General features: G+C 50.5%; 26 protein-coding genes. 8 read left to right on the top strand and 18 right to left on the bottom strand.

The annotated features are described in order from the left end of the window. The first annotated feature begins 139 nt into the window (after positions 1-139). Positions 140-706, top strand: coding sequence for a manganese efflux pump MntP (mntP, locus tag OGY18_RS12835; RefSeq protein ID WP_020996621.1), 567 nt, complete (start codon positions 140-142; stop codon positions 704-706). On the opposite strand, the gene rlmA is transcribed toward mntP, so the two are convergent. The 6 genes from rlmA to mgrB all read right to left on the bottom strand — a co-directional run bounded on the left by rlmA (position 703) and on the right by mgrB (position 5,045). Continuing rightward, positions 703-1,512: a 23S rRNA (guanine(745)-N(1))-methyltransferase gene (rlmA, locus tag OGY18_RS12840; protein ID WP_054528455.1), complete on the bottom strand. Its 810-nt coding sequence runs from the start codon at positions 1,510-1,512 to the stop codon at positions 703-705. The genes mntP and rlmA overlap by 4 nt on opposite strands. Before the next feature lie 63 nt (positions 1,513-1,575). Continuing rightward, entirely contained in the window at positions 1,576-3,321 is a 1,746-nt protein-coding gene (ftsI2, locus tag OGY18_RS12845) for a peptidoglycan DD-transpeptidase FtsI2/PBP3(PARA) (RefSeq protein ID WP_003833773.1), read from the bottom strand. Between the two features lie 219 nt (positions 3,322-3,540). Further along, positions 3,541-3,750 (bottom strand): transcription antiterminator/RNA stability regulator CspE, encoded by a 210-nt coding sequence (gene cspE / locus OGY18_RS12850; protein ID WP_001062678.1) that lies wholly within the window; start codon positions 3,748-3,750, stop codon positions 3,541-3,543. Positions 3,751-3,762: 12 nt separating this feature from the next. Next, positions 3,763-3,906: a DUF2627 domain-containing protein gene (locus tag OGY18_RS12855; protein ID WP_003034983.1), complete on the bottom strand. Its 144-nt coding sequence runs from the start codon at positions 3,904-3,906 to the stop codon at positions 3,763-3,765. A gap of 636 nt (positions 3,907-4,542) precedes the next feature. Further along, positions 4,543-4,827: a YebO family protein gene (locus OGY18_RS12860; protein WP_003833774.1), complete on the bottom strand. Its 285-nt coding sequence runs from the start codon at positions 4,825-4,827 to the stop codon at positions 4,543-4,545. Between the two features lie 74 nt (positions 4,828-4,901). After that, positions 4,902-5,045 (bottom strand): PhoP/PhoQ regulatory lipoprotein MgrB, encoded by a 144-nt coding sequence (gene mgrB / locus OGY18_RS12865; protein WP_003034977.1) that lies wholly within the window; start codon positions 5,043-5,045, stop codon positions 4,902-4,904. A gap of 164 nt (positions 5,046-5,209) precedes the next feature. Between mgrB and OGY18_RS12870 the strand changes: the two genes are divergently transcribed. After that, a complete protein-coding gene (locus tag OGY18_RS12870; RefSeq protein ID WP_003034975.1) occupies positions 5,210-5,449 on the top strand; it encodes a YobH family protein in 240 nt (79 codons plus the stop codon). 114 nt (positions 5,450-5,563) lie between these two features. Here OGY18_RS12870 and kdgR read toward each other — a convergent pair whose 3' ends face one another. Next, positions 5,564-6,355: a DNA-binding transcriptional regulator KdgR gene (gene kdgR, locus OGY18_RS12875; RefSeq protein WP_003833778.1), complete on the bottom strand. Its 792-nt coding sequence runs from the start codon at positions 6,353-6,355 to the stop codon at positions 5,564-5,566. A 174-nt stretch (positions 6,356-6,529) separates the two neighbouring features. On the opposite strand from kdgR, the gene OGY18_RS12880 reads away from it, so the two are divergent. Then, positions 6,530-7,903: an MFS transporter gene (locus OGY18_RS12880; RefSeq protein WP_148361872.1), complete on the top strand. Its 1,374-nt coding sequence runs from the start codon at positions 6,530-6,532 to the stop codon at positions 7,901-7,903. Between the two features lie 47 nt (positions 7,904-7,950). On the opposite strand, the gene htpX is transcribed toward OGY18_RS12880, so the two are convergent. The 4 genes from htpX to msrC all read right to left on the bottom strand — a co-directional run bounded on the left by htpX (position 7,951) and on the right by msrC (position 12,373). Further along, positions 7,951-8,832 carry a protease HtpX gene (gene htpX, locus OGY18_RS12885; protein WP_003034964.1) on the bottom strand — a complete coding sequence of 294 codons (882 nt, stop codon included), beginning with the start codon at positions 8,830-8,832 and terminating at the stop codon, positions 7,951-7,953. Positions 8,833-9,024: 192 nt separating this feature from the next. Continuing rightward, positions 9,025-11,073 carry a carboxy terminal-processing peptidase gene (gene prc / locus OGY18_RS12890; protein ID WP_048235216.1) on the bottom strand — a complete coding sequence of 683 codons (2,049 nt, stop codon included), beginning with the start codon at positions 11,071-11,073 and terminating at the stop codon, positions 9,025-9,027. 19 nt (positions 11,074-11,092) lie between these two features. Beyond that, positions 11,093-11,779: an RNA chaperone ProQ gene (gene proQ / locus OGY18_RS12895; protein ID WP_003833781.1), complete on the bottom strand. Its 687-nt coding sequence runs from the start codon at positions 11,777-11,779 to the stop codon at positions 11,093-11,095. 96 nt (positions 11,780-11,875) lie between these two features. Then, entirely contained in the window at positions 11,876-12,373 is a 498-nt protein-coding gene (gene msrC, locus OGY18_RS12900) for a free L-methionine (R)-S-oxide reductase MsrC (protein WP_003833782.1), read from the bottom strand. 128 nt (positions 12,374-12,501) lie between these two features. Here msrC and yebS point away from each other — a divergent pair, with 128 nt between their 5' ends. The 5 genes from yebS to OGY18_RS12925 all read left to right on the top strand — a co-directional run bounded on the left by yebS (position 12,502) and on the right by OGY18_RS12925 (position 18,522). After that, complete coding sequence (gene yebS, locus OGY18_RS12905) at positions 12,502-13,785, top strand: membrane integrity lipid transport subunit YebS (protein ID WP_286553240.1); 1,284 nt, start codon at positions 12,502-12,504, stop codon at positions 13,783-13,785. Next, positions 13,754-16,387 carry a PqiB family protein gene (locus OGY18_RS12910; RefSeq protein WP_286553242.1) on the top strand — a complete coding sequence of 878 codons (2,634 nt, stop codon included), beginning with the start codon at positions 13,754-13,756 and terminating at the stop codon, positions 16,385-16,387. Before yebS ends, OGY18_RS12910 begins: the two co-directional genes overlap by 32 nt. 82 nt (positions 16,388-16,469) lie before the next feature. After that, on the top strand, positions 16,470-17,891 hold the full coding sequence (gene rsmF, locus OGY18_RS12915) for a 16S rRNA (cytosine(1407)-C(5))-methyltransferase RsmF (protein ID WP_286553244.1): 1,422 nt from the start codon (positions 16,470-16,472) through the stop codon (positions 17,889-17,891). A gap of 100 nt (positions 17,892-17,991) precedes the next feature. Beyond that, a complete protein-coding gene (locus OGY18_RS12920; protein ID WP_029139506.1) occupies positions 17,992-18,228 on the top strand; it encodes a YebV family protein in 237 nt (78 codons plus the stop codon). Between the two features lie 102 nt (positions 18,229-18,330). Next, on the top strand, positions 18,331-18,522 hold the full coding sequence (locus OGY18_RS12925) for a YdfD/YebW family protein (protein WP_003034941.1): 192 nt from the start codon (positions 18,331-18,333) through the stop codon (positions 18,520-18,522). Here OGY18_RS12925 and pphA read toward each other — a convergent pair whose 3' ends face one another. From pphA to OGY18_RS12960, 7 genes are all read right to left on the bottom strand, one after another. Then, on the bottom strand, positions 18,523-19,164 hold the full coding sequence (gene pphA / locus OGY18_RS12930; RefSeq protein WP_003833791.1) for a protein-serine/threonine phosphatase: 642 nt from the start codon (positions 19,162-19,164) through the stop codon (positions 18,523-18,525). Between the two features lie 456 nt (positions 19,165-19,620). Next, a complete protein-coding gene (locus tag OGY18_RS12935) occupies positions 19,621-20,037 on the bottom strand; it encodes a tail fiber assembly protein (RefSeq protein WP_286553246.1) in 417 nt (138 codons plus the stop codon). A gap of 1 nt (position 20,038) precedes the next feature. After that, positions 20,039-20,941, bottom strand: a complete 903-nt coding sequence (locus tag OGY18_RS12940) for a gp53-like domain-containing protein (protein ID WP_286553248.1) — start codon at positions 20,939-20,941, stop codon at positions 20,039-20,041. After that, entirely contained in the window at positions 20,934-21,656 is a 723-nt protein-coding gene (locus OGY18_RS12945) for a baseplate wedge 1 family protein (protein WP_103285362.1), read from the bottom strand. Before OGY18_RS12945 ends, OGY18_RS12940 begins: the two co-directional genes overlap by 8 nt. Next, the gene (locus OGY18_RS12950) at positions 21,653-22,834 is read right to left on the bottom strand and encodes a baseplate J/gp47 family protein (protein ID WP_286553250.1); all 1,182 of its coding nucleotides are present in this window, start codon (positions 22,832-22,834) and stop codon (positions 21,653-21,655) included. The genes OGY18_RS12945 and OGY18_RS12950 overlap by 4 nt, the downstream gene beginning before the upstream one ends. Then, positions 22,818-23,198 carry a contractile injection system sheath initiator gene (locus OGY18_RS12955; RefSeq protein ID WP_085348089.1) on the bottom strand — a complete coding sequence of 127 codons (381 nt, stop codon included), beginning with the start codon at positions 23,196-23,198 and terminating at the stop codon, positions 22,818-22,820. The genes OGY18_RS12950 and OGY18_RS12955 overlap by 17 nt, the downstream gene beginning before the upstream one ends. After that, positions 23,195-23,812: a Gp138 family membrane-puncturing spike protein gene (locus tag OGY18_RS12960; RefSeq protein WP_286553252.1), complete on the bottom strand. Its 618-nt coding sequence runs from the start codon at positions 23,810-23,812 to the stop codon at positions 23,195-23,197. The genes OGY18_RS12955 and OGY18_RS12960 overlap by 4 nt, the downstream gene beginning before the upstream one ends. Positions 23,813-23,839 lie beyond the last annotated feature (27 nt).

Consider the following 23,839-nt stretch of genomic DNA (forward strand, 5'->3'; position numbering starts at 1 on the left):
GGTTCAGTCAGGCGAGACCATAGGCACATCAACTGCAATGCATATCTGAATGGCGCTGTATTTACAGTGATTCCGGCCTGTATGCATGGTTACTGGGGGCAGTGATGTGTTTTATGGATACCCCGGTCAGGACGCTGTTATGAATCTCACCGCTACCGTTCTTCTCGCTTTCGGCATGTCGATGGATGCTTTCGCTGCATCAATTGGCAAAGGCGCCACACTGCATAAACCCAAATTTTCTGAAGCATTGCGCACAGGTCTGATATTCGGCGCAGTTGAAACGCTTACGCCGCTGATTGGCTGGGGCATGGGGATGTTGGCCAGCAAATTCGTGCTGGAGTGGAACCACTGGATCGCCTTCATTCTGCTGATTTTTTTAGGCGGGCGAATGATAATCGAAGGTTTTCGCGACAACGGTGATGAAGATGAAGAGCCGCAGCGCCGTCACGGTTTCTGGCTGCTGGTTACCACCGCCATTGCGACCAGTCTTGACGCAATGGCCGTCGGGGTGGGTCTGGCTTTCCTGCAGGTCAACATTATTGCCACCGCGCTGGCTATCGGCTGCGCCACATTGATAATGTCCACGCTCGGCATGATGATCGGTCGTTTCATTGGCCCGATGCTGGGCAAACGAGCAGAAATTTTGGGTGGGGTGGTGCTGATTGGTATCGGTGCCCAGATCCTCTGGGCACACTTCCACGGTTAATTCAGGCGCTGCCAGACATGAATACTAAAGTCGGTCTGGCAGTCAAACGTCGTTTTCCCCGCTAACGTTTCCCACACTTCCGGCTTTGCCCGCCAGGCGAACGGCGTCATTTGCAGTAAGGCAACGGCCTCGCTGCCCTGAAGCTGCATCTGATACCCCAGCGCAATACTCTGTTGCAGAACAAAACCGTCCAGTTGCTCAGTATGGGGCGCATGCAAACGCACCTCATCATAAATTAGCCCTTTCAGTTCCATTAAATGACGCGGTCCCGGCGTGGCGGTGATAACCCATCCCCCCGGTTTAACCACGCGAGCCAGCTCTTGCGCTTTACAGGGCGCGTAGATCCTGATGATGGCATCCATTGACTCGTCTGCGAACGGCAGACGATGGCTGGAGGCAACGCAAAAGGTCACCTGCGGATAGCGTCTGGCTGCGGCTTTAATTGCCACTTTGGAGACGTCAAGACCAAAGGTTGTACAGCCCGCCAGCGCGTCGGCAAACGCATGGGTGTAATACCCTTCCCCACAGCCAATATCCAGGATCGCCGCATCTTCTGAATTCGACTTCTCTTTAAGCACATTCACGATCGCATCACGCAACGGTTGATAGTGCCCAGCATCAAGAAATGCCCGTCTGGCTTGCATCATCTCAGCGCTGTCACCCGGATCGCGCGATCGTTTATGCTGAACCGGCAGTAAGTTGACATACCCTTCTTTCGCCACGTCAAACTGGTGCCGCCCGGGGCAGACAAAACTGTTATTCGCTTGAGTAAGAGGCTGGTGGCAAAGAGGACAGGAAAACGACATGACAACTCCGGCAGGTGACTTAAGGGCGCAAGTGTAACGCGAATTGCGCCCTGGGAAAATAACTTACAGCGACGGCGAGGATACGTTGCTGCCGTGCATCACCAGCAGATGATCGGAGTCAGCAGGCATGCCATCCGGTTTAACGTTCTCCAGACGCAGGACATCACCCATTATCTGGCTGAAGACAGGCGCAGAGACAGCCCCACCATAATAAGCACCGTTTTGCGGATTATTGATGACGACAACCAATGCGAATTTCGGGTCGCTCGCTGGCGCAACACCTGCCGTGTAGGCCACGTATTTATCGACATACTTACCGTCATCACCAATTTTCTTTGCCGTTCCTGTTTTAACCGCCACGCGATAATCTCTGACCGCGGCTTTAGTTCCCCCACCACCGGGTAACGCAACGCTTTCCATCATATGTTCAACCTGGTGAACCAGCGCCTCCGGCATCACTCGGGTACCGATTACCGGCGGGTCAATACGGGTAATCGAAAGGGGCCGATAGATACCAAAACTACCAATGGTTGCATATACGTGCGCCAACTGCAGCGGCGTTACCATTAATCCATAACCAAATGCAAAGGTCGCGCGATCCAAATCGCTCCAGTAGCGGCGTTGAGGCATTAAACCGCTACTTTCACCGGTTAATCCCAGTCCGGTTGGGTCGCCAAAACCAAAGCTTTTATAGGTATCCAGCAATTTTTGGACAGGCATAGCCAATGAAAGGTGCGACACGCCGGTATCGCTCGATTTCTGTAAAATCCCGGTCAGCGACAGTTCCGGGTAAAATCCGACGTCGCGAATGCGATGTCCATCAAGGTAAAAAGGATGGGTATCAATCACGCTGTCGGGTTGTACTATCCCCTGCTGGAGTGCAGTCATGATCACCAGCGGTTTAACGGTTGAACCGGGTTCAAACGTATCGCTAATTGCACGGTTACGAAAATCATCCAGTACCGCGCCATCACGATTATTGGGGTTGAAGTCAGGAAAGCTCGCCATGGACAGTATTTCACCGGTAGCAATGTTGACCAGCACTGCGGCTCCTGATTCCGCTTTATTCCACGTAACGGCATTGTCCAACGCATCTTCGGTGACCGTCTGCAGACGCTCGTCGATGCTGAGCTGTAATTCGTGTGCAGGTACAGGCGTAACTTCGGTGATATTTTCGATGACATGGCCAAATTTGTCTTTACGTACCAGACGGGAGCCAGGTTTACCCATCAGCTGGTTATTAAAGCTCTTTTCCAGCCCTTCAATGCCTTGTCCATCAATGTTGGTAAAACCAATGAGATTCGCCGCTACGTGGCCTGCGGGATAGAACCGGCGGGATTCCTCGCGCAGGTTGATGCCCGGGAGATTAAGATCATCGACCCACTCAGCCTGCTGAGGGGAAATTTGTCGTGCCAGATAAATAAAACGTCCGCCAGGATTACTGTTAACGCGTTCCGCCAGCGTACTAAGTGACAAATGCAGAGTCCTTGCCAGAGCCTGCCAGCGTTCGTTGTAACCCACGCCTCCCTTGCTGATGATGGTCTTAGGATCGGCCCATACGGCGTTAACCGGAACACTTACCGCCAGCGGTCGCCCTTCTCTATCGGTAATCATCCCGCGCGGCGAGGCAATAGTTACCTCACGTAACGAACGCATGTCTTCCTGTTTCACCAGACTCGTCGGCGTGACAATTTGCAGCCACGCAACCCGACCCAGCAGCAATCCCAGACTCAATAATATTGCCACACAAAGCAGGGCAAAACGTACGGGAGTAAAATTGCGCGCGTCGCCGTCGTTTTTCTTTTTCACCCGGTCTCCAGCAAGATAGTTTTTCAGGTGTCTGATTTAACGAGAAATGTCGTAAGAAAGCGGGGAAAACTATGCTACGAACATCACGCCTTTGCAACAAAGCGCTAATGGAAGGGCATTTAGAAATATTTAGACGTATTTTGAATTAAAAAGCCCCGCATAGGCGAGGCTTTATATCTGAGATGGTTGCGCATATGCGCTTCAAATCAGTGGTGTCGATCAGATAGCTGTTACGTTAACAGCAGCCGGACCTTTCTGGCCGTCCTGAATTTCGAACTCAACGTTCTGGCCTTCAGCCAGAGTTTTGAAGCCGTTACCCTGGATAGCGGAGAAGTGTACGAACACGTCTTTGCTGCCATCAGCCGGAGTAATGAAACCAAAACCTTTAGACTCGTTGAACCACTTAACTTGACCTTTAATCTTTGCCATTTGCAAAATTCCTTAGAGTATTTTCTTCGCCCGCAGGCATAACATAGATAAAACTGAGACATTACTGCTTGAGGCACTAATATAAGGTTCGGCAGAGAAGCGGTATTCAACGTCAACGTGTTTACTCAGGACTTCTTTACTGAAAATGCCACACATAAACAGAACTGTACCTCGTTTAACCCAAAACGTGTTATCACATACAACGTTAATAATGGCAAGCCATTTTTAAACGTGTCTCGATCGGTCGCACAAATCCCGTCGTTCATCAAACAGCAACTGCACAGTTATGCGCCACACCGAGTAGTGTTATATTCCCGCCGCTCGCCCCATCCCCCGCCTGGCTTGCACCATTGCCGGGACATTTCTACCATAGCTCAATAGCTTCGGTTATTCCAGATTAGCTGTTACAGGGTGTGCCGGATATCATTTTTTATGCTTAGTAATGCATAAAATGTCACAAGCGTAAAAATGAGATCCGCCTTCTGCTTTTGCACCAAAATAATGAAAGAATGATGACAATGCACAAAAAAAGTAAGAGAAACGTTTCGCTGTTAATAAAACGATCGCTATCACAAAAATGACATAATCATATTTTTATCGTATGGGAAATTATATTTATATCAGACCGGGGATAAGATATTAATTGGTTGGAGCATCTGAAAATACTGAGTTTACACGCGTATCAGAGTGCTAATTACACGACATGTACAGAAGAAAATAATCTGGCACGTTGGCGACAGGATGAAACATCTGAGAACAAAAGCAACAGATCCTCATCCTGTCATACCGTTTTTACCGCTCAGCTACCAGGCGGATGATGTCATCATCTTCATCCTTCGCTGTGACCGCAGCAGGCTCTGCCGCTTTTTCAGGTTCGTTCGCTTCGCAAAGGCGACGGAGCAATGCGTTCTGTCTTTTTTGCTGATCTAACAATGCTTCGAGCAGCTCAATCTGCTCATTAGTACGCGAACTTGCCCGATTGACGAAAAACCACAGTACAAGCCCGACAACCAGAATCACCACCGATACAGCCAAAGACGCCAAACTCAACGCGCCAGAATTCAAAACTTCGTTCATTTTACCACCTCAATGTAGACAGCGTAGTTTACCACTGCCACACAAGAAGGTAATCAACTGTGGCAAAAATGCGCTTACCAGGGAATAAATTTATTAATGGCACAAATACCGCTGAAAAATTGTACATCCTGATCGCACATGATGTTGAACACTTGCGCCCACATCAGTATGCATACCAGCACGACAACTATCAGCACTACCCAGCGAATTTTTTTCACTCCAGCTCCACTCTTCGAATCTACATCTTATGTCTATAAATTATCATGCGTTACCTAAACCCAGCGTTAACTGTATCGGCATTCAATCTTTTTAGGAATGATTCACTTGTTTCATCCCATGTACAGGCTAATCTAATAATAACGAGAAAAGATAAGAGGTTGTAATGCGTCTGATAATCCGCGCTATTGTGTTGTTAGCTCTGGTTTGGATCGGTTTATTACTGAGCGGCTATGGAATTTTGATTGGAAGTAAGGAGAATGCAGCGGGTCTGGGCTTGCAATGCCAATATCTGACCGCCCGCGGAACCAGCACCGCACAATACGTCCACACAAACAGCGGTATCATTGGCCTGTCGGATTGCCCTTTGTTAAGAAAAAGTACGGTCATTATTGATAACGGTTAATATAGCAACAATACATACGCTACGTTATTTGCACCAACTAACTTTATGACTGTTCATAAAAAACCCCAGATACAAAAATACCTGGGGTTTTTACGTTGACGCTATTACGCCAGATTAGAACGGATAGTCGTTATAACCCATTTGTTCTGAAATTTTACGCGCAGCCGTATGCAGCATCGCCACATACTCGTGCAAACGTTCCTCAGAGAAACGCAGCGTCGGAAATGAAATACTCAAGCCTGCAATCACCACACCGAAACGGTCAAACACCGGCACACCGATGCAGCGCAGACCTTCTTCCTGTTCTTCGTTGTCTTCACCGTAGCCCTGCTCACGGACTTTATCCAGCAGTACCAGCAGTTCATCAGTATTGGTAATAGTACGGTCGGTGCTGCGTTTGTACTCAATACCGTCCAGAATTTGCTTCACTTCATCGCGGTCACGCCATGCCAGCAGAACTTTACCGATAGCCGTGCTGTACAGTGGATTACGGCGACCTACGCGAGAATACATGCGCAGATTGTACATGGAGTCGATTTTATGAATGTAGACGATGCTGTCTTCATCCAGTGCGCCAAGGTGTACTGTCTCTTTGGTCAGGCGCGAAAGTTCGCGCATCTGAATATCAGCGCTACGGATAAGATCGACGTTTTGCAACGCGCGAGCACCCAGCTCGAATAATTTCAGGGTCAGTGAGTATTTCTCAGATTCCCCTTCTTGTGCCACATAACCCAGCGTTTTCATGGTCTGCAAAAAGCGATAAACGGTGCTTTTTGACATCATGACGCGTTGCGACAACTCGGTAATACCAATTTCGCGCTCTTCACCCAGCGCCTGCAGGATGCCAAAAACCTTCAGCACGGAAGATACAGAATCGGGTTGTTTATCCAGATCTGCGATTGCCATTTATCACCCCTTTCGAGTGTTTTATAAAAATCAGAACCGGTTTTTATTATAATTTCACGTATCAGCCCTCGCAATCGCTCTTTGCTTACTTAGTTACAAATCTGCGACCTAACGCCTGAATATCAATGCTAAAATTATTATTCTCATCATAAATTCCGACAATATTGACTTCCTATGGAAAAAACTCAGACCGATGGTCTGCCATTGCCCCAGCGATATGGCGCAATTTTAACCATTGTTATTGGCATCTCTATGGCAGTACTCGACGGCGCAATAGCGAACGTTGCCCTCCCCACTATCGCCACCGATCTTCAGGCCTCACCCGCCAGCTCAATCTGGATTGTGAACGCCTACCAAATTGCGATCGTTGTTTCGCTGTTATCACTCTCTTTTTTAGGTGATATGTTTGGCTACCGACGCATTTATAAGTGTGGTCTGGTCGTGTTTCTGTTGGCGTCGCTGTTTTGTGCCTTGTCAGACTCGCTACATATGCTGACGTTAGCGCGCGTGGCTCAGGGGTTTGGGGGCGCGGCGTTGATGAGCGTTAATACGGCATTGATCCGACTCATTTATCCTCAGCGCCAGCTTGGCCGCGGAATGGGTATTAACTCCTTTATTGTGGCAGTCTCCTCGGCAGCGGGTCCGACTATTGCGGCGGCAATTCTCTCTATTGCCTCGTGGAAATGGCTATTTCTGATTAACGTCCCGCTGGGGATCATCGCCCTGCTACTGGCTATGCGTTTTTTGCCCCCCAATTCTTCACGTGGCAATAAACCGCGCTTTGATCTGCCCAGCGCAGTAATGAACGCCTTAACATTCGGTTTGTTAATCACGGCACTCAGCGGGTTTGCACAGGGACAGTCGCTAAAATTGATTGGTGCTGAACTGGTGGGGCTTCTGGTGGTAGGGTTTTTCTTTATCCGCCGCCAACTCGCATTGCCAGTACCGTTATTGCCGGTTGATCTGCTACGCATTCCGCTGTTTTCACTCTCTATTTGCACCTCAATCTGTTCATTCAGCGCACAAATGCTGGCAATGGTTTCTCTCCCCTTTTTCATGCAAACGGTTCTCGGGCGCAGCGAGGTTGAAACGGGCCTGCTACTGACGCCGTGGCCGCTGGCAACCATGGTGATGGCCCCACTGGCGGGATATCTGATTGAACGTGTTCATGCGGGTCTGCTGGGCGCGCTGGGCATGGCAGTAATGGCGTGTGGGCTGTTTTCGCTGGTGTTGCTGCCCGCATCACCTTCTGATTTTAATATCATCTGGCCAATGATTTTGTGCGGTGCGGGTTTTGGCTTGTTCCAGTCACCGAATAATCACACCATCATCACCTCCGCGCCGCGTGATCGTAGCGGAGGCGCGAGCGGTATGCTCGGAACGGCGCGTTTACTGGGCCAGAGTACCGGGGCCGCACTGGTTGCGCTGATGCTAAATCAGTTTGGTGACAGCGGAACACACGTCTCGCTGATAACAGCGGGTATTCTGGCTTCGCTGGCCGCAATCGTGAGTGGCTTACGTATCACACAACCGCGAGTTCAGGCATAAAAAAAGCGCGTCTGTCGACGCGCTTTTTATTTTTAGTCTGCTGCCAATTATTTCAGGTATTCACCGCTGCGCAGCGCTTCAATACGTTTGTCCAACGGCGGGTGAGTCATAAACAGCTCACTCAACGATTTGGATTTACCGTTGATGCAGAACGCCATCATGCTGGTCGCTTCCTGCGGCTCATAGCTGGTTTTCAGGCGCTGTAGCGCGGCGATCATTTTTTCACGACCCACCAGTTTCGCTGAGCCTGCATCCGCATGGAATTCACGATGACGTGAGAACCACATCGTAATAATGCTCGCCAGAATACCAAATACCAGCTCCAGTACCGTCGCTACCGCAAAGTAGATTAACGGGTTACCGTTGCTACCCTCTCCCTCATCGCGGTTACCGCCCATAAACCCAGCGGCAATCTGCGCCAGAATACGTGAGATAAAGATAACGAAGGTGTTCACCACACCCTGAATTAGCGTCATGGTAACCATATCGCCATTAGCAATGTGGCTGATCTCATGCGCGATAACCGCTTCGGCTTCATCCGGACTCATGTTTTGCAACAGGCCAGTACTTACAGCCACCAGCGAGGCATCCCGGCGCGCACCGGTAGCAAACGCGTTAATATCTGGCGCATGGTAGATTGCAACCTGCGGCATAGCGATCCCGGCCTGGCGGGCCTGGTTCGCAACTGTATTCATCAGCCAGCGTTCTCTTTCATTGCGAGGCTGTTCGATCACTTCCCCGCCAACGGACTTTAACGCCATCCATTTGGACATCAGCAACGAAATGAAGGAACCACCAAAACCAAACAGCAGTGCCATGATCAACAAGCCTTGAACGCTGCTTGACTGAATCCCTGTCAGGCTCAATACCAGCCCGAAAACGACCATCACAGCCAGGTTCGTCAGCAGGAAGAGCGCGATTCGCATCATAATTCTCTTTTAACCTCAATTTAACAAAACGCACTATGCGATTACCCATATCGTATGGGTCTTATGACTATTTTCAAGCATCCATAGGTGCTAAGTCACCAGAAAGACACAACTTTACATTTTATCGTATCAGACTGACGTCTTCATGCACTTGTTAAAAAAACAGGCACAATTTCTTGTGCCTGTTCGAGGTTATTGACTGGTTGCGGGCTGTTCCGCTGGCTTTTCTTTTTCAAGATGCGCCAGGTCGAGCGCGATTTTTACCGTTTCATCCAGGTATGGATCCGGCTCCTGGTAATCCTTCGGTAGATCGTCCAGTTTCTTCAGCAGCGGTTTGCCTTCACGCTTGAACCGATCGTTAATACGCGCCAGACGCATTGCGTCATCTTCGTTATTCTCTTTTTCACGCTGAGCGTAATTCAGAGAAGCGATGTTGCGCTTATCCTTCATCGCATTGAAACGCGCAATGTCCTTCATGATGTACTGGAACTCAGGATCGTTCGCAATACGTGCATTGTGCTCTTTCAGCAATTCAGGTCCGAACGGCGTCAGATTATCTGACTTGGTGTAGGTCGCCGCATCAATGCTGTCCCACGGCAGCGCGTTATCTTCAAACTTCTCGCCAGTTTCAGTTTCTTCATTACCTGTCGGCATGATGATATCCGGCGTAACACCCTTACGCTGCGTGCTGCCACCGTTTACGCGGTAGAATTTCTGGATCGTGTACTGAACAGAACCCAGCGCAGGCCATTCCGGACGCAGCATCTGATCGTAAATACGGTTCAGGGAGCGATACTGCTGAACGGTGCCTTTACCGAAGGTGGGTTCACCAACGATCAGCGCTCGGCCATAATCCTGCATTGCCGCAGCGAAAATCTCTGAAGCTGAGGCGCTGAAGCGATCGACCAATACCACCAGCGGGCCTTTGTAGTACACAACGCCGTCGGTATCACTGTCTTCACGCACTTTACCGTTATTGTCACGAACCTGAACCACCGGGCCGGAAGGAATGAACAGACCGGAAAGCGAAACCGCTTCGGTCAGCGCTCCACCGCCGTTGGTACGCAGATCTATGATGATACTGCTGACGTTCTGTTTTTCCAGTTTCTGCAACTGGACTTTGACATCATCAGTCAGGCCTACATAGAAGCCAGGAATATCCAGTACGCCAACTTTTTCTTTGCCGACGGTTTTCACGGACATTTTAACGGCGCGGTCTTCGAGACGGATACGTTCACGCGTTAGCGTCACGGTGCGCGTCTTGGTACCTTTACCGGCAGGCAGAATTTCAAGGCGTACCTTGCTGCCTTTAGGCCCTTTGATCAGTGCCACGACATCATCCAGACGCCAGCCAATCACATCGACCATGCCCTTGCCCGTCTGTCCGACGCCGACAATACGATCGCCAACGCTGATCGCTTTGCTCTTGGCTGCCGGACCACCTGCCACCATGGAGTTAATGACGGTGTAGTCATCATCCATCTGCAGAACCGCGCCAATACCTTCCAAAGACAAGCTCATTTCAGTATTGAACTGCTCGGTATTGCGCGGAGAGAGATAGTTAGTATGCGGATCGATTTCACGGGCGAACGCTGTCATCGCCAGTGAGAACACATCTTCGCTGTTGGTCTGTGCCAGACGGCGAATCGCAAATTTGTAGCGGCGCGTCAGCGTTTCGCGGATTTCCGCATCGGTTTTACCGGTCAGCTTCAGGCTGAGTTCGTCAAATTTAACCTTGCCGTCCCACAGCGCATTAAGCTCTGCTTCGCTCTTCGGCCACGGCGCTTTGCTTCGGTCGAGGTTAAAGGTGTCGTTACCGGTGAAATCCATTGGACGTGCCAGTACGCTTAATGCGTACTGATAACGTTCAAATCGGCGTTTTTGCGCCAGATTATAGAGATCGTAAAAGACATCCAGCTTGCCGGTGCGCAGTTCATCGCCGAGGACCGTTTTCTTTTTTGCATACTGTTCGATATCGCTCGCCAACAGCACGTTGTGGCTGTAGTCGAGCAAATTCAAATAGCGGTCAAAAATTTTTGCCGAAAACGCCTGATCCAGATCGAACTGGCGATAGTGTGATCGCGTAAAACGCGACGTCACACGTTCGCTTACCGTCGCATGCTGGGTTTCTTCCTTTAAAACGGGGATTTGATCGGCACGCGTGATGTCTTCCACAGCAAGTGCCTGGCCTGCTAATGCAAGCAGACCAGCTAACGCAGTAAGCCTAAAAAAAGTGTTCATGCCAGGCCTGGCCTCCGTTTCAGAACACCAGGTGTTCTGCGCGTACAATCAAAGACATACCCGAATTCAGCTGTACACGGACGCCATCTTTGGTGATTTCTAATACGGTGGCATCCATCGCATTATTTCCTGCTTTCACCTTCAGAGACTGCCCTACCGTCAGTACTGAAATATCAGATACCGGGGTATGCTGTTCTTCGCGAGGAGCACGCGGTGCTTTTGCTGCTGGTTTTTCAGCGCGAGGTTTACGCTCAGCACCTTCTTTACGACGCGGTGCAGGACGCGGCTTACGCTCGCGACGCGGTGCGTCTTCTTTTTCACCGGCGGCAGCGGCCGCTTCGCGTTTTTTCGCCTGTTGCTCTGCGCGTTGCGCCTGAACACGGGCTTTAGCTTCTTCCAGCTGTTTGCGAGCATGTTCAACATGTTGTTCATCCAGCTCACCACAAGGGTTGCCGTCGAGATCAACACGCGTTGCGCCCAATTTAACGCCATACAGATAGCGCCAGCTTGAAGTATAGAGACGTAAGGCAGAACGGAGCTGAGTCTTGCTGAGGTTCATTTCACCCTCAACACGCTCTACCAGATCCTGAAAAATGCCAATTTTCAGTGGGCGCGCTTCGCCTTCCGCACTAAAACACTGCGGGAAGCGTTCGGCCAGAAACGCGATGACTTCTTTACTGCTATTCAACTTAGGTTGATTTTCCATGAAATTTCCTGATTACAACGGACGTAGCCAACAAGCGCAGGCATGAACAGGCGACATTATAATGACGTCATCAGTAATTGCTACGTTATCCGTTGATTATCCTGCGACGCGCGCAAAGAATTTTTTGTAATCCGTCGTTGCAAGCACGGTTTCAAGCTGTGCCACAAGCGTACGCAGACCTTGTTCATCTTCTTCAGTAAAGCGGCCAAATGCCGTGCTATCAATATCCAGCACGCCTATTATCTGATTGTCGACAGCGATCGGCAGGACGATTTCAGCATTGCTGGCGGCATCACAGGCGATGTGCCCATCAAAAGCATGTACGTCCTCAATACGCTGAACCTGGTTCTGCGCCACTGCGGTACCGCACACACCGCGCCCTACCGGGATCCGCACGCAGGCAATTTTGCCCTGGAAGGGACCAAGCACCAGCGTATCGTCCTCAAGCAGGTAAAAACCGGCCCAATTCACTTCTGCAAGACGCTCGTACAACAATGCACTGGTATTCGCCAGCGTTGCCAGAAAACTGGTTTCACCTGCCATCAATGCCTGAAAATCACGGTTCAGATCCGTGTATAGCTCTATTTTGTTCATTATATAATCACTTAGTTGTCTTACTTAAAACTGCAGCCTACTAAAATAAACATTAAATGCGTTAATGCTCAAGATCATTCCCGTCATGAGTTAAGATAACATTACTTCAACAATTTGATTCGCGATACATGGCCTTAACGACACCACGCATCACGCCAACTAAAAAAATAGCCATCAGGTCCATCGGTGAGGCACTACCTCGTGCACATTATCATCGCTGCCCTGAATGTGACCTAATCTTTAGCTTGCCTAAAATGCGTTCGCACCAAAGTGCCTTTTGCCCACGCTGCCAGGCAAAAATTCGTGACGGACGCGACTGGTCGTTAACGCGACTGGCGGCAATGGCTTTCACCATGTTGCTGCTGATGCCCTTTGCCTGGGGAGAGCCACTCCTGCACATCTATTTATTAGGCGTGCGCATCGATGCCAATGTGATGCAAGGCATCTGGCAAATGACCCGACAAGGCGATCCCCTCACCGCCTCCTTCGTGCTCTTTTGCGTCGCCGGCGCGCCGATAATTCTCGTGACCTCAATTGCTTATCTGTGGTTTGGCAATATTCTCGGGATGAACCTGCGCCCGGTGCTGCTGATGCTGGAAAGGCTCAAAGAGTGGGTGATGCTCGATATCTACCTTGTAGGTATCGGCGTCGCATCAATCAAGGTTCAGGACTATGCTTTTTTGCAACCAGGTGTGGGGTTGTTTGCTTTTATTGCGCTGGTGATCCTCAGTATTTTGACACTGTCGCATCTTAACGTAGAGCAACTTTGGGACCGTTTTTACCCGCAAAGACCGGCTCGTCGGCCCGATGATAAGCTCCGCGTCTGCCTTGGCTGCCATTTTACAGGTTATCCGGACGCCCGCGGTCGCTGCCCCCGCTGCCATATTCCGTTGCGCTGGCGCAGAAATCAAAGTATCCAAAAGTGTTGGGCGGCTCTGCTGGCCTCGATTGTCCTGCTTTTACCCGCTAACCTGCTGCCCATCTCGGTAATTTATGTCAACGGCGGCCGGCAGGAAGACACAATCCTGTCAGGCATAATGTCTTTGGCAAACAGTAATGTCGGCGTAGCGGCGATCGTGTTTATCGCCAGTATATTAGTGCCATTTACCAAAGTGATTGTGATGTTTACGTTGCTATTCAGCATCCACTTTAATTGTGAACAAGGGTTGCGCACCCGTATAAAACTACTGCGTATGGTGACCTGGATTGGCCGCTGGTCGATGCTGGATCTCTTTGTTATCGCGTTAACCATGTCGCTGATAAATCGCGATCAGATACTTGCTTTTACTATGGGACCGGCTGCGTTTTATTTCGGCGCAGCGGTAATATTGACTATTCTTGCTGTGGAATGGCTGGACAGCCGCTTACTTTGGGATGCACATGAGTCAGGAAACGCCCGCTTCGCAGACTGAAGCGCAGATTAAAACAAAACGCCGTATCTCCCCGTTCTGGCTGCTGCCGTTCATCGCGCTGATGATCGCAGGATGGCTTATCTGGGGAAGCTATGAAGATCGTGGCAATACCGTGACCATTGACTTTATGTCTGCGGACGGCATTGTGCCAGGCCGTACTCCCGTTCGCTATCAGGGCGTTGAAGTGGGCACGGTACAAGATATCAACCTCAGCGAAGATCTACGCAAAATTGAAGTCCGCGTCAGCATCAAATCGAGCATGAAAGATGCGCTGCGTAAAGATACCCAGTTCTGGCTGGTCACGCCAAAGGCGTCGCTGGCTGGGGTTTCTGGTCTGGATGCGTTGGTTGGCGGCAACTATATCGGCATGATGCCCGGTACTGGCGAGGCCGAGGATCATTTCGTCGCCCTCGACACTCAGCCCAAGTATCGTCTGGATAATGGCGATTTAATGCTGCACCTGCGCGCCCCTGATCTCGGATCGCTTAATAGCGGTTCACTGGTTTATTTCCGTAAGATTCCGGTGGGCAGGGTGTATGACTACACCATTAACCCAAATAACCAGGGTGTAACCATCGACGTGCTGATCGAACGTCGTTTTACTAATCTGGTGAAAAAAGGTAGCCGCTTCTGGAACGTCTCCGGTGTGGATGCGGATGTCAGCCTTAGCGGTGCGAAGATCAAACTGGAGAGTCTGGCGGCGCTGGTCAACGGTGCCATTGCTTTTGATTCACCTGAAGACTCAAAACCCGCTGCGGCAGACGACACGTTTGGTCTCTATCAGGATCTTGCGCACAGCCAACGCGGAGTAATCGTCAAGCTTGATTTAACCAGCGGAGATGGACTCAAAGCAGGCTCAACATCGCTGATGTATCAAGGATTAGAAGTCGGTCAGCTCACAAAACTGGATTTAAACCCAGGCGGTAAAGTCACCGGCGAAATGACGGTCGATCCCAGCGTCGTAACGCTACTGCGTGACAACACACGAATTGAGTTACACAGCCCTAAATTATCGTTAAGCGATGTGAATCTCAGTTCGCTGCTGACAGGTAAAACTTTCGAGCTGGTACCTGGCGAAGGCGAGCCGCGTAACCAGTTTGTCGTTATCCCCGCTGAGAAGTCGTTGTTACACGACCCAGGTGTCATGACGTTTACGCTGACAGCGCCGGAGAGTTACGGTATTGATGCTGGCCAGCCGCTAATTCTTCACGGCGTACAGGTCGGTCAGGTGATTGAGCGTACGCTTTCCAGCAAAGGCGTCTCATTTACCGTTGCTGTTGAACCACAGCATCGTGACCTGGTGCAGGGTGACAGTAAGTTCGTGGTGAACAGCCGCGTGGATGTCAAAGTCGGACTTGATGGCGTGGAGTTCCTGGGTGCCAGCGCCAGTGAGTGGCTCAGCGGCGGCATTCGTATTTTGCCCGGTACTAAAGGTGAAATGAAAAAAAGCTACCCGCTTTACGCTAACCTGGAGAAAGCGATTGAAAACAGTCTGAGCGATCTGCCAACCACCACGGTCAGCCTGAGCGCCGAAACGCTGCCTGATGTGCAGGCCGGCTCGGTGGTGCTTTACCGCAAATTCGAGGTCGGTGAAGTGATTAGCGTTCGTCCTCGCGCCGATGCGTTTGATATCGATCTGCATATCAAACCGGAATATCGCAACCTGTTGACCAGCAACAGCGTGTTCTGGGCCGAAGGCGGAGCAAAAGTTCAGCTTAACGGCAGCGGATTAACCGTACAGGCATCTCCCCTTTCACGCGCGCTTAAAGGGGCGATTAGCTTCGATAATTTAAGCGGTGCCAGCGCCAGTCAACGTAAAGGCGACAAGCGTATTCTGTATGCTTCGGAAACCGCCGCGCGTGCGGTCGGCGGCCAGATAACGCTGCATGCGTTCGATGCCGGTAAACTCGCTGCTGGCATGCCAATTCGCTACCTGGGAATCGATATCGGCCAGATCCAGACGCTTGAGCTGATCACCGCCCGTAACGAAGTTCAGGCAAAAGCGGTTCTGTACCCGGAATACGTGCAGACCTTTGCGCGAAGCGGTACCCGCTTCTCCGTGATCACCCCGCAAATTTCGGCAGCGGGCGTGGAGCATCTGGATACAATCCTGCAGCCGTATATCAACGTTGAACCCGGACGCGGTAATCCGCGCCGTGATTTTGAACTGCAGGAAGCTACCATTACCGACTCTCGTTACCTCGATGGTCTGAGTATTGTGGTGGAAGCACCAGAAGCAGGTTCGCTGAATATCGGTACGCCGGTCCTGTTCAGAGGCATTGAAGTGGGGACCGTCACCGGGCTGACGCTGGGCTCGCTTTCCGATCGTGTGATGGTTGCCATGCGCATTAGCCAGCGCTATCAGCATCTGGTGCGCAACAACTCCGTGTTCTGGCTGGCATCCGGCTACAATCTCGACTTCGGTTTGACCGGCGGTGTCGTGAAGACTGGTACCTTCAACCAGTTCATTCGCGGCGGCATCGCCTTCGCGACTCCACCAGGTACACCGCTGGCTCCTAAAGCACAGGCAGGTAAACACTTCCTGTTGCTGGAAAGCGAACCGAAAGAGTGGCGTGAATGGGGCACCGCCCTGCCACGTTAATGTATCCACTGCTCCGGCGCGAGTACGTACGCCGGAGCAGTTATGCTACACTGCGCACCTGTTTTTTTGCCGGTGGTACCAAGTGGCTTATTTTCCCGACGCCTTTCTGACTCAAATGCGTGAAGCAATGCCTTCCACGCTCTCATTCGATGAATTTCTCGCTGCCTGTCAGCGCCCGTTGCGCCGCAGCATTCGCGTCAATACGCTGAAAATCTCCGTTGCTGATTTCCTCGCGCTGACAGCACCTTACAACTGGTCTCTCACTCCGATTCCCTGGTGTACGGAAGGTTTCTGGATCGAACGCGATGATGAAGAGTCAGTGCCGCTCGGCAGCACAGCAGAACATTTAAGCGGCCTGTTTTATATTCAGGAAGCCAGCTCAATGCTGCCAGTCGCTGCGCTGTTTGCCGCAGGCAATACCCCGGAACGCGTAATGGATGTTGCGGCCGCCCCCGGCTCCAAAACCACGCAAATTGCCGCAAAAATGAATAATCGAGGTGCCATTCTGGCGAATGAGTTTTCTGCCAGTCGCGTCAAAGTCCTGCATGCCAATATCAGCCGTTGCGGGATAGCCAACGTCGCCCTGACCCATTTTGACGGACGCGTATTTGGTGCCGCGTTGCCGGAATCATTTGATGCCATATTGCTCGATGCACCGTGTTCCGGTGAAGGCGTGGTGCGTAAAGACCCCGATGCGCTAAAAAACTGGTCTGTAGAAAGTAATCTGGAAATTGCCGCGACCCAACGCGAACTACTCGACAGCGCCTTCCACGCCCTGCGTCCCGGTGGCACACTGGTTTACTCGACCTGTACGCTTAATCGTGACGAAAATGAAAATATCATGCAGTGGTTGATTGAAACTTACCCGGATGCCGTCGAGTTTTTACCTCTGGGCGATTTATTTCCGCAGGCCGAACGCGCCCAGACGCCGGAAGGGTTCCTGCATGTGTTCCCGCAGATCTACGATTGCGAAGGATTCTTCGTGGCGCGTTTGCGCAAAACAGCTGCAATCCCTGCACTACCAGCGCCGACATATAAAGTCGGCAACTTCCCGTTTAGCCCGCTGAAGGGACGCGAGTCTGCGCTTGTCGCGCAAGCCGCGAGCGCTTGTGGACTGCAGTGGGAAGATAATTTACGCCTGTGGCAGCGCGATAAAGAGATCTGGCTGTTCCCGACTGACATTGAACCTCTGATTGGCAAGGTTCGCTTTTCTCGACTCGGGATCAAACTGGCTGAAACCCACAATAAAGGGTATCGCTGGCAGCATGAGGCCGTTATCGCCCTCGCCGATCCGAACCACAGCCATGCATTCGAGCTGACCCTTGCCGAAGCGGAAGAGTGGTATCGCGGTAGAGATGTTTACCCGCAAACCGCACCGACGAGTGACGACGTACTGGTTACGTTCCAGCATCAGCCGATCGGTCTGGCAAAACGCATTGGATCGCGACTGAAGAATAGCTATCCGCGCGATCTTGTCCGGGATGGCAAACTCTTTATGGGATAACGCACGTTTTTACTGGCGCTTTTGCTAACGTTGACTACGCTGAAAAATGGACGGCCTAACTGGTCGTACCACAACCAGCAAATTAACGGAGAGCACGATGATGAAAACCAGTGTGCGCATTGGCGCTTTTGAAATCGACGACGCCGAGTTACATGGCGAATCGCCGGGGGACCGAACGTTAACCATTCCATGTAAATCCGATCCAGATTTATGTATGCAACTGGATGCCTGGGATGCCGACACCAGCGTCCCGGCCCTGTTGAACGGAGAACATTCAGTACTATTTCGCGAACACTACGATCGTAAGTCAGATGCCTGGATCATGCGCCTTGCCTGATTCAAAAAGAACCCGTCGCCAGACGGGTTATTTCTTGGTTAATTTCCCTCATCTATCAACATCTTCTACACTACAGGTATGGCTTTACCATTTGAGGATGGAATGTTCACGCTGGTTCTTTTTGTGTGCTATCTGGATGGCGGTTGTGAAGATATCGTGGTTGATGTCTACAAAACTGAGCAGCAGTGCCTGATATCGATGGACGATCAACGTATTCGTAACGGCGGATGTTTACCTGCGGACGACTACATCGACAGTTTCTGGCATCCGGCCCAGGAATACAGCGATTTTTGATTATTGCAGTTGTACCAGCGTTAACTCGCCGCCGAATACAGCGCCGGTATCAATATAGTGTAGATTCTCGCGATCCAGCCGATGGCGCAACGGCGTGTGGCCAAACCAGAAGTGATCCGCGCCGCGAATCGCACAACCACTGTTCATCAGTCTCGAGCGGTCCCACAGCACGCGCTGTAAATCGATCTCTTTTAGCCACTGATAATCATCATCCGGGTAATCGGCATGAGCAATAACGTGTATACCGTTCTGACAATGCAGCTCCAGAATCCAGGGTAACTGCCAACACCCTTCAAGAGCAAATTTCGCTGCCGGTTGCTCCGCCTGCTCGAACCACGAGCCACCATTCATAAACCACATGAATTGATCCCCCGTCGCCAGCGCGTCCAGCGCCATCTGTTCATGGTTCCCCCTGACCGCGACAATCCAGCGTTTACGCAGTAGTTTCAGACAACGCAAACTGTCTGGTCCACGGTCGATAACATCCCCCACAGAAACCAGCAGATCCTGCCAGGGATCAAAACGGTACTGGCGCAGTTTAGCCATCAGCATCGAGAAGCATCCGTGGATATCCCCAACCACCCAGACGTGACGCCACTGCGTACCGTCGATTCGTTGATAGATATTGCCAGGTCGTCCCATGTCGCCTCCAGATTACAAGGGTACCTGATTATAATTTTAGCAATGATGGTAAAAAAGCCTGGACGATCGTGGGCAGGAGTATGGTATGGTTTATGGAGAATGCAGCATGCAATACGCCGTGTTTCGCCCTGGATGGCATCGCATTCGCCACATAAAAAGAGACCGAATACGATTCCTGTTTACAACTCAAACCGTAATAATCTATATACTTCAGTAAGTTAACACCAAAAATCCACTAAATAACACCTTCTGATACTTACTATTGCAATCATTCAAGATCAATCAGTTGCCATTGATTTCGTGAGGTCGTCGGGAAATTTTCGGGATCAAAACTCCAGAACAGAAATTTCTATGGCACGCTGTTACGCATGCCATCTGTAATGTGAAAAAATCAGGTGGCAGAACCAATGCAACCAATATGACTGCACGCGCCCCATTCCATCAAAGGTTCCTTTCCTACTCCGCTGGCTTTTCGGGCCATACCGGGTTGGCCGGGTCAACTTTCGTCAGCGCATAGCGGTATTTTTGCCACGCAGCCAGCCTTGGCTTGTCGGCATCATCAATATACCCACCATCAGAGGCGTCTTTCAGTGGCGCGATGACATTCGATGCTTCGGCAATCAACAGGGATTTTTTTACTGCCGCTTCTGCTACCAACTCATCTTTTGTTGGGGGGGGGATGTCTGCCCATGCCGGAAGGCCGTTATCGCCAGCAATTCTGGTTTTTCCTGGTGGCGATGTGGAAAACTCTTTAAAAACTGCATCATCGACATCCTGCCCTGATTCTGGCCATGTTCCCGCTAGCTCATATTCTGATTTCAGGCTGTAGGGATAAAATGAATTTGTTTTTCCATCATATTTATATTTGTTCATATCAGTAACCTACCGCAATGTATGTCTGTGGGACGACAGTTGGTTTGTTTGAGGAAAAACTAAACCCATTATTCTGATAATCATTCGCAGTGATGATAGCGCTGGTGTCACCAGCAGCACCCAGAGCAACAGAAAAAACAGCGTTTGGAAAAGAAATGGGAAAATTCACAAATATCCCACCGGCGGGGATGGTCTCTCGTCCCCATTGTATGATTAGTCCTCCGGGTAGCTTCTGATATCCCGTGTTATTCAATGTTTTTGTAAAAGAACTCATATCGGGGATCTGATCAGCGCCTGTACCAACACTGCGTTGGGCTGCTGACTGCAACTCAAGGTACGTTCGTAGTTGCGCCTGAGTTTTTCCAGAAAGCTCATCCAGCACAGAATTCTGCAATTGCAGCGGTATATCTGATTTAATCCCGGCGTGGCGGAAATACGGTTTGGTTTTATCTCCTGATAAAAACCCAGCAATATTGGCCCAGTCACCGTGAATCACGTCATCAATACCAAGGTTTGCGAGACCGTTTTTTGATGTTAATACAGGAGTCCATTTTGCTGATGGCGGCTGGCTACCAATATTTGCATTTTGTAAGGACTGATAAGATTCACCGTTATGTGTGCAGATCGAACCGATATGATATTCCTGTTCTGCATGCCACTCTGGAACCCCCATTTGGTGCTGATACGCAATGAACTGACTCATTGCATACATTGCCGCATTGAAGTCCTCAAGCGAGGGGTGTTCGGAAGCGCCAACAATTCCCCATCCGCGAAGGAAAGATGCCGTGATCTGCGAGGTCAGGTCATCTGCCTGATTTGTTCCACCAAAAACGGTTCTTTCCATTCCCTGTGCATCAGAGGCAAAAGCCCGAACATTTCCCTGATATCGTGCAATCTTAGACATGGATTTTCCTCGAAAAAAAACCGCCCTGGTAGGCAGTATTAAACTTGCTGGCGAATCCTCTGGCCGAAGGGTTTCGCGAGAAACCGAATGTCAGACCAGGAGTCACCTGATAAAAATAATCGTATCGAACGCCCGCAGGTTTCGGCAGCAGACCAAGCTTCACAATCAGGCGTAACTCTTCAACTGATACCCGCGGCGAAACGTTCAGCGCAAGCGTCATGTCTTTTCTGTCGGTCACGTAAGCTTCGCCGTTGAATGCCGTCTGTATAACATCCTGCAGGCTGACCCGATCGTCTGACGCTATCGTTGCACCTGCGGCGTTTCGCGCAATTTTGACCCGGAGGAACCTGCGATACTCATTGTCAGCCAGTTGATAGTCGCCATATGCCGGCGAAAACTTGCTGTAGAAAGGTGCGCCGACATACGCCGCATTAGATTTACTATCGAAGCCTGCGGTATCCAGATGTCCGTCAAACCCGAAAAATACACGGGCAATAACAGCAGGCACGCTACGGGGAAGCCCAACTATCCGGCCAATCACATCGAGCCTGTATCCGGTAACCCGGTCGAGATCAAAGTTATCTGGGTTACGAATAAAATCGGCGATGATTTGCCAGTGCCGGAGCATGGCCTGTATCTCTGACCTTGCCTTTTTCTTTTCCCAGTACTGCTTAATCAGCATTAGCGTATAGCGGTTAATGATGTCGTCATTCACTGGAGCACCTCATTAACGTCTATATTTTCCACACTCAATGTGAACTTGCCCTGAAAGCCAGGTGATAATTCAGCATCGGTGTAATCGACTCCATTGCTGCTAATTTGCAAATTAGTCAGCACGAAATTCACCCGTCCGACACCATAGCCATTCTCATAAAATTCGTTGGCATCCACAGACTCACCGATATGCATCGTGCGTGATACAAGCGATTTTTTGAGAGTATCGATATCTATAGGTTCGTTTTGTATTTTCCGGCGGGCAGTTAGTCTGATATGAAGCGGCTTGTAGATAGGCCGATCAAGCTGAAGTTCATGGGCTATAAGAAATGAAGTACCGTCAGGCCGAATCAGGGTTTCGGTGTAGCGCCCGGTTATGCTGCCTTTCGTTCCCGTACCACCGCCTTTTTGTTTGACCATGACCTCCACTATTTCTGAGATCGCACCACCTTCAACGACCAGCCATATTGAATTGGCCGGGATCCCCGTCGTCGGATTATCAATTTTCGTGTCGTTCTCACCGATATTTAGATCAATTACGCCTGGCAGTTGGGCAACTTTAGCGAAAACCGCACCAGTGCTACCTGTTGCAGGGTTCTCAAGTGACCGGTTCCGGCGTTGCCTGAATTCTTCAGGCGTTTCCTCATCCCGACCGACCACAACCGCGGAATCAGAGATAATGCTCACAATCCCTGGTTCTGGTGTGAGTTGAGTGAAGGTATCGTTCACAAGCCCAGTAACTTTCCCAAAGTTTTGAGCAAAAAAGGTAGCTGTTGTGACGCCCGCCGGAACAGTCACGTCCTGTCGGATAGCCCAGACCTGATTTGCCTGGTCCCGTATCTTGTACCCGCTATAGAGAAGCACCGGCCTGTCTGTTGTGACTTTAAGGTCGCGCTGAGAACGGGATCCAGGACGAAGGAAAAGCCCGTGAAGTTTGGCGATAATCTGCTGCATATCACCAGTATTAAAATCGGGGTCCATTTGAGAATAAAGCCATTGCAGCGCGGCTTCAATATCTGCCCGAGCCTGAGCTTCGATTGCCACGCGTTGACCGTCGGGAGATTCCTGCTCTAAATCGATATCCTGACCATAAATTCCCTTATATCCGTCGCTCAGTTCCTGAAATAACTCCCGGAGAGTGTTTGTCTCAAGGCCGTTGTCGCTAAACTGTAGTGCCATTCTTCAACGCTCCGTTGACCGGGAAGGTGATCGTCTGCTGGTCATAGACGGTCTCAATGCTGAGTTCGATTTTTTGTGACCGGGTGGCCTTATTGACCTCCATCGCCAGAGCGGTAATGCGCATAACCCCATCCGTCGCCAGCGTCACGCGCTCTATCTCCCGCAGAATCTCCTGCTCGGTGTTTTTCTCTGATAACAGGTAAAGCCAGTCGATGTTGTCATCCATGTTGAGAGGATTATCGTTTTTGAACGAGCGGATCCGGCATTTGGCTTTCTGCGCGATAGCAGCACCGCCGGTTAGATAGTTTGCCTTCCCACGCCCAAATCCCCAGTCGTCATTTTTATCAAGTGCTGAAACAATCATGAGATCTCCGTGACGATACCGTTGGTAACTGTGATTGTTTTCCCGTCATCGCTTCGAAATGAACCAGACACACCTGATTTGCCGCCTGTCTTTACCTGGGTATATTGAAGTACATTCAGAACATCGCATTCTTCCAGAGTCGTCTTGCCCTCTTCCTGGGTAATATTCCCTGTGAGGTTTAAATCTCCATCATGGTCAGTATCCCCCTTCATCATCCGGTTCTTCTTAGGAATAGCGATAGCGGTGGCCTGTGGATTAACCCCACACAGAGCAAAGCCATCTGAATAATCGTGCATGCGCATTTCAAGTGGTGAAACAAAGTCGCTACCCGCATACCAGGCGTCATAACAACGCTCAGAGATAAGGACGAGGCAATAGTCACCAGCCGCAATTGGTTCGGCGATATAACTATCACCGCCTTGCAAAATTACCGGGGGGACTTCAATGAACTCTGGGAGTTGCTTGCTGCTCCCTTTCACAACCCGATTGATAACGGGGACGCAACTGATTGTTTTGTCATTTACAGACGTTATTTTTGCGACAACAATGGTGTGAACATCGGCCAGAGCAAATTCAACACCCAGGCCGATAGTGTCGTGAAGTTCTTCGATCATGAATAGCGCCCATAAAAAAACCCAGCC

The sequence above is a fragment of the Citrobacter sp. Cpo142 genome, from assembly GCF_030332425.1.
GTDB lineage: Bacteria > Pseudomonadota > Gammaproteobacteria > Enterobacterales > Enterobacteriaceae > Citrobacter > Citrobacter portucalensis.